8 protein-coding genes are annotated in these 10,605 nt (G+C 42.6%); 7 read left to right on the plus strand and 1 reads right to left on the minus strand.

What is annotated here, in order from left to right; translation table 11 throughout:
* Positions 1-12: 12 nt before the first annotated feature.
* Positions 13-342: an iron donor protein CyaY gene (gene cyaY, locus AC1EU0_RS18430; RefSeq protein ID WP_480304152.1), complete on the plus strand. Its 330-nt coding sequence runs from the start codon at positions 13-15 to the stop codon at positions 340-342.
* Here the strand turns inward: cyaY and AC1EU0_RS18435 are convergent.
* Entirely contained in the window at positions 339-2,759 is a 2,421-nt protein-coding gene (locus AC1EU0_RS18435) for a class I adenylate cyclase (RefSeq protein WP_480304153.1), read from the minus strand. The two genes, cyaY and AC1EU0_RS18435, sit on opposite strands and share 4 nt — an antisense overlap.
* Positions 2,760-3,225: 466 nt before the next feature.
* On the opposite strand from AC1EU0_RS18435, the gene AC1EU0_RS18440 reads away from it, so the two are divergent.
* The 6 genes from AC1EU0_RS18440 to AC1EU0_RS18465 all read left to right on the plus strand — a co-directional run.
* Positions 3,226-4,068, plus strand: a complete 843-nt coding sequence (locus tag AC1EU0_RS18440) for a hypothetical protein (protein ID WP_480304155.1) — start codon at positions 3,226-3,228, stop codon at positions 4,066-4,068.
* Positions 4,069-4,494: 426 nt separating this feature from the next.
* Entirely contained in the window at positions 4,495-5,421 is a 927-nt protein-coding gene (gene hemC / locus AC1EU0_RS18445) for a hydroxymethylbilane synthase (protein WP_480304157.1), read from the plus strand.
* 42 nt (positions 5,422-5,463) lie between these two features.
* On the plus strand, positions 5,464-6,204 hold the full coding sequence (locus AC1EU0_RS18450; RefSeq protein WP_480304159.1) for a uroporphyrinogen-III synthase: 741 nt from the start codon (positions 5,464-5,466) through the stop codon (positions 6,202-6,204).
* Positions 6,204-7,283 carry a uroporphyrinogen-III C-methyltransferase gene (locus AC1EU0_RS18455; protein WP_480304161.1) on the plus strand — a complete coding sequence of 360 codons (1,080 nt, stop codon included), beginning with the start codon at positions 6,204-6,206 and terminating at the stop codon, positions 7,281-7,283. Before AC1EU0_RS18450 ends, AC1EU0_RS18455 begins: the two co-directional genes overlap by 1 nt.
* Positions 7,280-8,440: a heme biosynthesis HemY N-terminal domain-containing protein gene (locus tag AC1EU0_RS18460; protein ID WP_480304163.1), complete on the plus strand. Its 1,161-nt coding sequence runs from the start codon at positions 7,280-7,282 to the stop codon at positions 8,438-8,440. The genes AC1EU0_RS18455 and AC1EU0_RS18460 overlap by 4 nt, the downstream gene beginning before the upstream one ends.
* A gap of 253 nt (positions 8,441-8,693) precedes the next feature.
* Positions 8,694-10,605: retention module-containing protein (locus AC1EU0_RS18465; protein WP_480304165.1), on the plus strand; the 1,912-nt coding region annotated here is incomplete at its 3' end.

Below are 10,605 nucleotides of genomic sequence, written 5' to 3' on the forward strand. Positions count from 1 at the left end.
AAGGGTTCAAGCATGAAAATGACAGATACTGAATATCACCATAAGGTTGATGAAGTATTTCATACGATTGAAAACGCCATAGAGGCCATGATCGATGAACAAGATGCCGATATTGATATTGATGCCAGTGGTGGGGTTCTTGACATTGCATTTGAAGATGGCTCCAAAATTGTCATCAATAAACAAGAGCCATTACATGAAATTTGGCTAGCGACGCGTTTCGGTGGTTATCATTTTGGTTTTGATGGCAATCAGTGGTATGACTCGCGAAATGAGTGTGAGTTTGTGTCTCACCTTGAATCGTCAATCACCAAGCAAAGCGGATTTGTGATTACTTTCTAAAAATCACTCAGTGCTTCTTCGGCTGACATGCCAAAGGGCACGACCTCTAACTTACCCTCGGTTCGTTGCAGTAAGAAAAATTGCGGCAAATTAAAGTGGCCGCGATTTTCTGTTATTTCATTAAAGGCAAAGTGACGACTGATGGTAGAGACCAGTTGTTCAATAGGCTGCTTTCTTTGAATGTAGTGTTGTATTTGATTGTGTTCATCCATAACAAATACTTCAATATCCTCACCATTTTGCCTAAGAAAATATTGGATGGCGTCCATGGCGGCATAATCCAATATGATTGGTGGGGCGCAGGCGTGGGGATCATCACACACTTCAGGGCGAGGTAGTTCGGTTAATTGATCGCAACTGATGCGTTGATAAAATGATTTTGGTTCTTGTAAATCTTGGCAAAAGGCGTTGTGACGGTTGATAAAAATGCCAAAACGTTTCTCTGCAATATGGATAGGTTGCAACAAAGTGCAGGCATCTGTTGCTCTGTGGGTCAAGCGAAGTATTTGACGTGTCAACCGTTCAATTTGTTGGGTTAATTGCTGGTTAAGACGATCTGAGCAGCTGAGCACTTCGATTGGCAACAGTTCATCGGCACGACTCAACCCCGGTGCTATAAAGGTTAGGGCATCTAAGATAGCATTTTTGCCTTTAAAACTGTGGTAATGCCATTCTCCCCAGCTATTTACCGATAAGACATCAATGCTGCCAAGCATATTTTGCTTTTTTCTGCCTAAAGAGAAAATGTTGGCGTTGAGCACATCGACCATCAGCTCTTGCCCCTGCCATTCGCTGGTGGGATCGGCTGATAAGTTGATAAGCAAGATCAGTTGACGATAGTACCAAGGTTGGTACAAGTCTTTTTTACTGACCTTATTTTGTGTTGGCAGATTTTGGGTTAGCCCAAGTAATCGTTTCGAGGTGCATTCTAACTTTTTGCATCGTTTGGCTGTATCGTGGGCGGTGTACCATTTCGTTTTTTGTGCAGCGACTTGATTAAAGCAGGCCCACATCATTAACCCTGATAATGCGGTGGCTTTATAAATTGGGCTTTCACCAATAAAGTCTGATCCTCTAAGCGCGCCTTGATACAGATAGAAGTGACCATCACGATTGGATTGTATTACGGTTAATTCCGACTCTGCAATGATCGAAGAGGAAATGCGGCGAAGTTGATTGATTTGGTGATCATTTTTATGGAAAAAAGTACTGAGCTTTCTGGTAAGAATATTTAACTCTTCCATTTTTAAACTTTCACTAAGTCCCTGCTTAGACGCAAAAGCCAATAAGGTCTGGTAGCTGGAGAGTAATATCTCATGTAACTGGTTATTAAACTGCTGAATTTGACCGCAATGCCAATTTTCACGTTGATCCAACATTTGTAATAAGGTGTTTGGCCATTGCCATTGCGCCACTAATTGTTGGAATTTTTCTGCTCGCCAATCGTCTTTGTGTTCTTCAAAGGTTAGCTTTAAACCACATTTTAAATAAAAACAGCGACGCAAGACTTCTAGGCGACGCTTGTCGTTTAGCTTTAATAAATAGTCCTCGATGTAGTAATACATCACTAAATAAGGATCATTTTCTAAGGAAAAATCATCCGATAAGATTTTTTGCCAAATTTTATCGGTAAGTAGAATAGAGTTAGGGTAATCACTGGCATATGCTTCCAGCAACAGTACCTTTAATAGCGCCTTATGTGGCTTTTCGATGCCTTTATATAAGTGCCATAGTGACGCACTAAAATACTCACTGGCGTCGAGGTTGCGGACATCACCCAAATGTAACAGCTCAGGGAGATCTTTAACGTGTGGCCACCAAGCTACAGCACGTCCAGCAAGACAAATCTGAGTACGATAAAACTCTTCGAGCAATAACCAATGCTGCGCACTACCACTGTGCTCTCTTCCTAGCGTTTGCTGACAATTAGATAGCTTATCGTCACGGCAAAATTGCTGAGGGTGAACGAGATAAAAATTCACTTCAAGATCATAGCTGGCAAACCATACTGTAAGCTTGTCGAGCTTTGTTCTAAGTAATTCAAGATCTGAAGCTAAAATGTCGGGGCGATGGACAGCCCAAATATCGATATCACTATGCCTTGAGTGCCCAAAGCTGGCCACACTGCCCATGGCATAAATTCCCTCAAATACTGGAGTGGCATCATATTCAATTTCGGTTGGGAAATTAAACACTTCGCAGGCATCAATAGTCTCAGAGGCTAAGGAAAAGTCAACAATACCCTGTGGAGTATCTTGGCTTACAAAACCAGGTAGCTTGCTGTGATTGTGGTGCAAAAAATAGGGGATCAAGCGAAAGATGTGCTGCTGCATTGGCTCTAGTATCGATAAGATTCGAGCAAGTCTTATGTCATTTAGCTGATTGGCCAGCTTAGAAATTCGCTGTTGTTCAAGCATCGAAAGAGTACATCAAATACGGCAGGAGGGGCTAATGCTAGCGAGAAACACTATTATGAGCAAGTTAAAGTGAAGTGGATCACGAAACTTGTTGGTTTTATGGGGTGAGTCACGTAATTGTCATATAAATAATAACGAGTTTTACGAAAAAAAGTGGGAGCCATCCATGGCGGGGGTGAGTGCCTTCACGTTATAAACCTCGAAACCAAAATATCATGGCGTTAAGTTATCCATATAGGGTGGTGTAAGGCTTACATTTAGATTAAACCCAGTCAAAGGTGTTTAAAATCAGGTTAAACCCTGATTTTAAGAGGGACTGTTTTCCTGTTTGGTGTTATTTCTTTTTGAACGATAATTTTATGATCATAGCTTATGGTATTTATTGATTTTTATGTATAAATGTTAATTTGAAAAACTTAAATGTGAGTATTATTTTTTTAATATGAATGTCGTATTGAATAACTAAATGCATTTCGTACCTAGAACAGAAATCGCCCCGTGTTTTTTTGCACAAAATAGAGAACTATCGGATGGACAGCGATACTCAAAAGCGTTGCAAGAACATTGTGGGAATTTTATTTATCATCAAAGAACACGTAGTGATAGTGATAGTTCCTACCATGATTTAGTTGGCAGTGATGCTGTTAAACGCTTTTGGCAACTTGCCGATAATAGACAAGGCTCTTTTGCTCCTCATCCCCAGATATTTACCCCTAAACCTGAAGCGATCAGTCAAATTGGTCTAGTGTATCTAGGGGATAGCAAAAGTCCGGAGCATGTTTTTACCAATGGGTTTTCATCAAGAACTCATCCTAATATTGATTCGGATAAAGTGTTATATGAAGCATTGTTAGATATCTATATTGAAGAGAAAATAGGGAGTTCAAGACTAGGTACTATGGCCACTTGCCAAGAAACCGCTGTACGCTGTACTAGATCCTTTATTTCCGCCATAAATTCTCAACCCACTATGGCTGAACCCGCTGAAATTTATGTCTATTGTTGTTATTCACCAGTAGGGGTCAAACTATATGAAACAGTACAACAGTTTGATCATAAATATAATAATCTAGATTCCATACTCTCTTTTGAAGAAACATTAGTGGCAAAAATAGAACCTGAGCATGTAATAAAAGCATGGAAGATTCAAAAACGGAAATTGAAAGTAGCAAACTGTAAAGTTGATAAACTTAGATTGTCAGATGAAACAGAAAACCCATCTATCGACGAATGCGTGAAAATGTATTTTGCTCATGTTAAACCAGAGCTACCTAAATCGTGTCCTGTTCTGATACACAATAATTCCTAAGCTTACCTTAGGGCCTGTTGATCTTTCGTGCTTATTTTTGCAGCGATAAATTGGTTATCTTATGCAAGGCGGAGTTTGTGAAGTGTGGTCCCCCACATAAACAAACGATAACGCAGCAGAAGTGACCAATTTACGTTGTCTTCGATGCTTTTGAGCACTTCCGGTTCTGTGTTGTGACCAGCTTACTTAGCATGACTATGCTTCACTGCTCACGCCTTGAACAGAAAAGTGCTCAAATAGCACAAAATTTAATCCTGAAAGATCAACAGGCCCTAGCTTCATTTCAATCATTATTAAATCAATTGCACGTTTGATGAAGATTAAATAAAGCTGAAATTAAAGGTCTTTTTTATTGCAAAAATGGCAACTTTTTCAGCGCAATGATAGCATTAGCTAAATTTATGAGTCGTAAAAGTGGAACCGTCGATGTCTAAGCCTGTCATTCGAATTGCAACCCGCAAAAGTCCTCTTGCCATGTGGCAAGCTGAGTATGTTAAGCAACGCCTTGAGCAAATTCATGGCGATATTACTGTTGAATTGTTGCCGATGAGCACCAAGGGCGACGTTATCTTAGATACTCCTCTCGCCAAAGTCGGTGGTAAAGGCTTATTTGTCAAAGAACTTGAAGTGGCAATGTTAGAAGGTCGTGCTGACATTGCAGTGCACTCTATGAAAGATGTACCTGTGGAGTTTCCTGAGGGCTTAGGTCTACATGTGATCTGTGAGCGTGAAGATCCTCGTGATGCTTTTGTATCAAATAGCTATAAAAGTATCGATGAATTACCAAAGGGGGCCATTGTCGGTACTTCAAGTTTACGTCGTCAATGTCAATTGCGTGCCTTGCGTCCAGATCTGGAGATTCGAGATTTACGTGGCAATGTCGGCACTCGTTTAGCCAAGTTAGACAATGGCGATTACGATGCGATTATCTTAGCGGCAGCAGGGTTAATTCGTCTTGAGTTATCCACCCGCATCGCCAGCTTTATCGAACCAGAAGTATCTTTGCCTGCTAATGGTCAAGGGGCTGTTGGTATTGAGTGCCGTATGGATGATGAACAGGTAAAAGCCTTGTTGGCGCCACTTGAGCATCAAGAAACTCGTTATCGTGTGTTGGCTGAACGTGCGATGAACACTCGCCTTGAAGGTGGTTGTCAGGTTCCGATTGGGGCGTTTGCTCAAATTGAGGGAGATCAACTATCGTTAAGAGGATTAGTGGGAGCACCTGATGGTAGCCAAATTATTGCTGATTCTGTCGAAGGAAATAAAGAGCAAGCGGTTGAGTTAGGTGAGGAACTTGCTGAAAAATTGTTATCTCAAGGCGCTAAAGCGATTTTAGATGCGGTATATAAGTGATACCGCCTATCGCTTAGATATTAAAAATTGAGGGTGATGTGAATGAAGGTGCTGCTGACTCGGCCTAAAGGAAAAAATGAGGGGTTAGCCAATCAATTGCAAGCTGTCGGGATAGCCAGTGTTTGCCAACCTCTAATGACTGTATCGACATTGGCCCCTAGCGCTGATGCAGTTGCTCGGGTCCAGCAGGCCGATATTGTGATATTTATCAGTGCCAATGCGGTTAATTATGCTAATGCGGCGTTATTTGAAGCTATTAGTCCCTCTGCTCAAGTGTTTGCCATAGGTTCTGCGACTCAACAACAATTACATCAAAGAGACATAGAAGCATTATGCCCTCCAGAGTTCGAGCAGCACAGCGAAGGTTTGTTATCTCTTCCGCAGTTTAACGATTTGACTGAGCAGCGCGTGGTCATCGTTCGTGGTAAAGATGGGCGAGAGTTTTTAGCTGTTCAGGCTCAAAAGCGTGGCGCAGAAGTATATTATGCTGAGGTTTACCAACGGCTTACGCCTAAACTGGACGCAAACGCATGTATTGCTGAATGGAAACTGCAGAACATTGATACTGTTATCGTCACCAGTGGTGAGATCTTCACAAACCTATTAACATTAATGACAAACGCCGACGGTGAGTGGCTGAAACAATGCCAACTCATTGTTGTTAGTGAACGAATTGAAGCCATGGCTAGATCGAACGGATTTGCCAAGGTTGTGAATGCTGGTGGAGCGAGTGAGCTTGCTTTGCTGGATACCTGTATATTGCTTCATCAAGGATCATCATAATGGAATCAGCTCAAACCGAATCAGAGCCAACTCAACCGAAAGTCGAGCCAAGCAGTGCCGACAAAGCGGCTAAAACAAAGGCAAAAACATCGATTTGGATACCATTCAGTATTTTACTTTGTTTGGCGGTAAGTGGCGGGATCGTGGCAACAGGCTATCACTTCTATACTCAACAACAATTAAAAGAGTTGGAGTGGCAGCAGCAGTTAGCCAATGTTCAACAAAAGCTCGATCAACAAAGCGCACACGCTGCACAATTAATGGAGAAGGATCAGAGCCTAAATGAACACAGCCAGCAATTACAAAACCAGATAGATGAGCTTGAAACAAATGTCAGCGGATTAGCGAAGCGTAGTCCAAAACACTGGATGGCGGCAGAAGCGGATTATCTAGTTAGAATGGCTGGTCGAAAGTTGTGGTTAGAGAATGATCCATTAACGTCTTCAGAATTATTAAAAGCGGCTGATCAACAAATCGCGGCGATGCAAGATCCTTCATTATTGCCAATTAGGAAAGCAATATCTCGTGATCTCTTAAAAGTAAAATCTATTCATGAAACGGATGTTTCTGGCGCGGTATTCGGCATTGATGGCGTGATTGAGCAGCTTAACAGCTTGCCTTTGAATCAGTTTAAGCCTAAGGCCGAAGCGCCTGCTGATGACAATGTCTTATCGGAGTCAATTAATGACTGGAAAGATAATCTTAATAAAACTTGGGAAGCGTTAATTAAAGATTTTATTCATATCCGCAAACGCCAAGGCGATGTTCAACCTTTAATCACCCCTAAGCAGCGCTGGTATTTAGAGGAAAATATCAAAAATAAACTGTTGCAAGCGCAATTAGCTCTGTATCGAAACGATGAGGTGAACTTCCATCACTCAATTAAATTAGCGCATTTGTGGTTATCAGAGTATTTTGATTTGCAGGATGAAACCACAAAAAATGCCCTTAATGAGCTTGAGCAATTGAAAAAACTGACCTTGTCTCACACACAGGTTCGTCGTTTTGATTCCGTGCCGTTACTCAAGCAACTCGTCACTTATGGTGATTTATCTGGTACGAAGGAGCGTTCTTTATGATCCGTACGTTAGCCTATATCGCGATCATATTGTTGGGGTTGGTGCTAAGCCCTTGGATCTTATCTCACACTGGTTACCTGTATCTATCCATTGGTGATTATGAAGTGGAAACCAGTGTGGTTTTTGCCGTGGTAGCCTTGTTAGTCATATTTAGTGCTATTCAGCTGATCGAGTGGTTGTTTGTTGGTCTGATCAATATCTTTGTTCGCCGTGGTTGGTTATCCAGTCATTGGCGAAGACAGTCTGCTCGAAAACACACTCTGCAAGGCGCGCTTGCTATTGCAGAAGAAGACTGGGTGAGTGCAGAAAAGTCCATGTGCAAAGGGGCAAGTAATGGTGAGATCCCTCTAGTTAACTGGCTTGCCGCAGCAAGAGCGGCACACCATCAAGGCAGCGTAGAGCAGCGAGACCATTACCTTAATCAGGCTGAGAAACTGGCCGATAATAAGCTGTCTATAGCCACTACTCGAGTACGTTATTTGATCCAGCAAGGTGAACTTGAAACGGCAAGATTGCAGCTAGATAAATTAATTGCAGCAAACAGCAATAAACCAGCCTTAATAAAATTAGGGCTTGAGCTTTATCACTTGCAGCAGGATTGGTCAGCGATAAAGTTGTTGTTACCGAAAGTGACAAAGTTGAAGCTTTTGAACCAAACTGAATTTGATGAATTACAGCAGCAAGTTAACCGTGCCCTACTTAAGCAAGCTGAAAATAAGCCTGAACTAGAAAAAGTTTGGCATTGGCTAAGTCGCAAAGAGCGCAAAACGTCATCTAATGTTGCAGAATATGCTATTAACTTAGCTCGGTTAGGAGACACTATTGAGGCGAAAAAATTAATTTATAAAGCGATTAAGTCTCATCCTGTTAATGAGTTCTTCGATTTGCTCCCAAGTATCGTGAATGCTGGTGATGATGATATTCGTAAGCTATTGACTGGACTTGAGTCCTCACAGGATAACAATGCCAGTTATCACCATTGTCTTGCGATGCTGAACCAGCAAACAAATAATTTCTCGGAAGCAAAACATCATTGGCAGCGAGTGAATGAATTGCAGCCTAGCGTTTCAAGCTGGACGGCTTTGGGTAAACTTCATGAGCAGCTTGGAGAGCAAGCAAAAGCCTTAAACTGTTATCGTCAAGCATTACAATTCTAGACTAATTACTCATGTCGGAGTGGGATTCCAGCCCACTCCATTCTGTATTTTCTGTATGCCTAATCTTAGTACTTTACGTTTCAATTTATTAACAAATTTATTTTGTTAATTTCCCAATATAAATATGTCGTTATAAAGATTGTGTCAAAAGTTTGACCACTGCCAAGAGGCTAGATAGAATAAGGACTCTAATAAAAAAATCAGATTACTTCAAACACAAAGTTGGTCATTTTTTCTGTTGCAGGGAGTCGCTATGAAAAGAGTTTTTACTACCCAAGCTGGTTCATTAAGTTCATTTCAAGGAAGAGTATCAATAGAAATAAATGGGTTAAAAGTTACACCAACTATCGGGCTGTATCTTCCCACGGGTAGCCTCATTACATTTTCCGACGATGCAACTTTTGAAATTGAGTTCCAAGATGGTTCGCAATTAACTCAACAATCTCCATTTGAATCTGCGCCTGGTGTGGAACCGCTCGATGAAATTGAAGCCATACAACAACTTATTGCTGAAGGTGAAGATCCTACCGAAGATTTACCTGAAACGGCCGCCGGTGGTACAGCTAGCCGTCAAGGCGATGATGGATTTACCAGTGTTGACCGAGATGGAGCAGAAACCCTAGCCAGCGCAGGTTTTGACACTGGTTTTACTCCTGCCCAAGCCACAGTGCAACAAACACAGCAAAATATTCAAATCAATGATGACCAACCTAGCCAACTAATTAATGATCAAAGTGTGGGTTCTGAAGATGCTAACCTGAGCGGCAATGTACTGAGTAATGATAGCGATCCAGACAGTCAGTTAAGCATTGTAAACTTCCAAGTAAACGGTCAGACCATAGCTGTTGGTAATTCAGTCACTATTGCTGGTGGAACATTTACCTTGCTAGCGAATGGTAGTTACACCTTTTCGCCAGCTGCCGACTGGAATGGCACTCTACCAAATATCATATATACCACCAATACAGGTGCAACAGCATCGCTGAGTTTAACGGTAAATGCAGTCAATGATGCGCCCGTTGCTAATGACGATGAAATCACCACTGACGAAGACACGCCTGTGACCATCAATGTCTTTAGCAACGACAGCGATGTGGACGGCAATACCCTGACCATGACAGGTGCCACGGTAGATGCGACGCAAGGCACAGTTACCATCGACAATGGTCAATTAGTCTTTACGCCAGCTGATAACTTCAATGGCACAGCCACCATCAGTTACACCATCAGCGATGGCAATGGCGGAACCGATACCGCCACGGTTACTGTGAATGTAAACCCAGTTAACGATGCTCCAGACGCCGTTGACGATGAAATCACCACTGACGAAGACACGCCAGTGACCATCAATGTCCTAGATAACGACAGTGATGTGGACGGCGACAGCTTAACCATCACAAGTGCAACGGTAGGTGCAGCGCAAGGCACAGTTACCATCGACAATGGTCAATTAGTCTTTACGCCAGCTGATAACTTCAATGGCACAGCCACCATCACCTACACCATCAGCGATGGTAATGGTGGTACCGATACCGCCACAGTTACTGTGAATGTGAATGCTATTAATGATGATCCAACTGACCTTACCCTGAGCAACACCAGCGTTGATGAAAATGCCGCTGGTGCCGTCATTGGAGTCGTTGGAGTCAGTGATGTGGATGACGGCGATACTCATACGTATAGTGTCAATGACGATCGCTTCGAAGTGGTCAACGGCCAGCTGAAGCTCAAAGATGGCCAAAGCCTTGACCATGAAACGGCGGACAGCCTTCAAATCACCATTACCGCTACTGACAGTGGTGGCTTGCAAACCCAGCAAACCTTCACCATTAATGTGGGTGATGTTGATGAAATACCACCGTCAGCACCGACGGTGAGCAGTCAAGTAACCAATAATACCACGCCAACGATCTCTGGTACGGTTACCCTTGAAAATGGTGGCCGCTTAGAAGTGGTGGTTAATGGGCAAACCTACACCACCGCCAATGGCTTAACCATCAATACTGAGAACGGTACATGGAGTCTGACTCTGCCTGAAACGGCAGAAGGCACCTATGAAGTGAAGGCGACCGCCTTTGATGTGGCGGGTAATCCAGCCGAGGACATCAGCAGCCAAGAGTTAACCATCGACACTACGGCACCAAACGCTCCACAGTTAACTCTGG

This window comes from Parashewanella sp. 2210YD4-3 (assembly GCF_056591735.1).

Excerpts from the sequence above, each read along its gene's own strand:
- AC1EU0_RS18440 (WP_480304155.1), top strand. The coding sequence starts at position 3,226 with ATGCATTTCGTACCTAGAACAGAAATCGCCCCGTGTTTTTTTGCACAA.
- AC1EU0_RS18455 (WP_480304161.1), top strand. The coding sequence starts at position 6,204 with ATGGAATCAGCTCAAACCGAATCAGAGCCAACTCAACCGAAAGTCGAG.
- AC1EU0_RS18450 (WP_480304159.1), top strand. The coding sequence starts at position 5,464 with ATGAAGGTGCTGCTGACTCGGCCTAAAGGAAAAAATGAGGGGTTAGCC.
- AC1EU0_RS18435 (WP_480304153.1), bottom strand. The coding sequence starts at position 2,759 with ATGCTTGAACAACAGCGAATTTCTAAGCTGGCCAATCAGCTAAATGAC.
- hemC (WP_480304157.1), top strand. The coding sequence starts at position 4,495 with ATGTCTAAGCCTGTCATTCGAATTGCAACCCGCAAAAGTCCTCTTGCC.
- cyaY (WP_480304152.1), top strand. The coding sequence starts at position 13 with ATGAAAATGACAGATACTGAATATCACCATAAGGTTGATGAAGTATTT.
- AC1EU0_RS18460 (WP_480304163.1), top strand. The coding sequence starts at position 7,280 with ATGATCCGTACGTTAGCCTATATCGCGATCATATTGTTGGGGTTGGTG.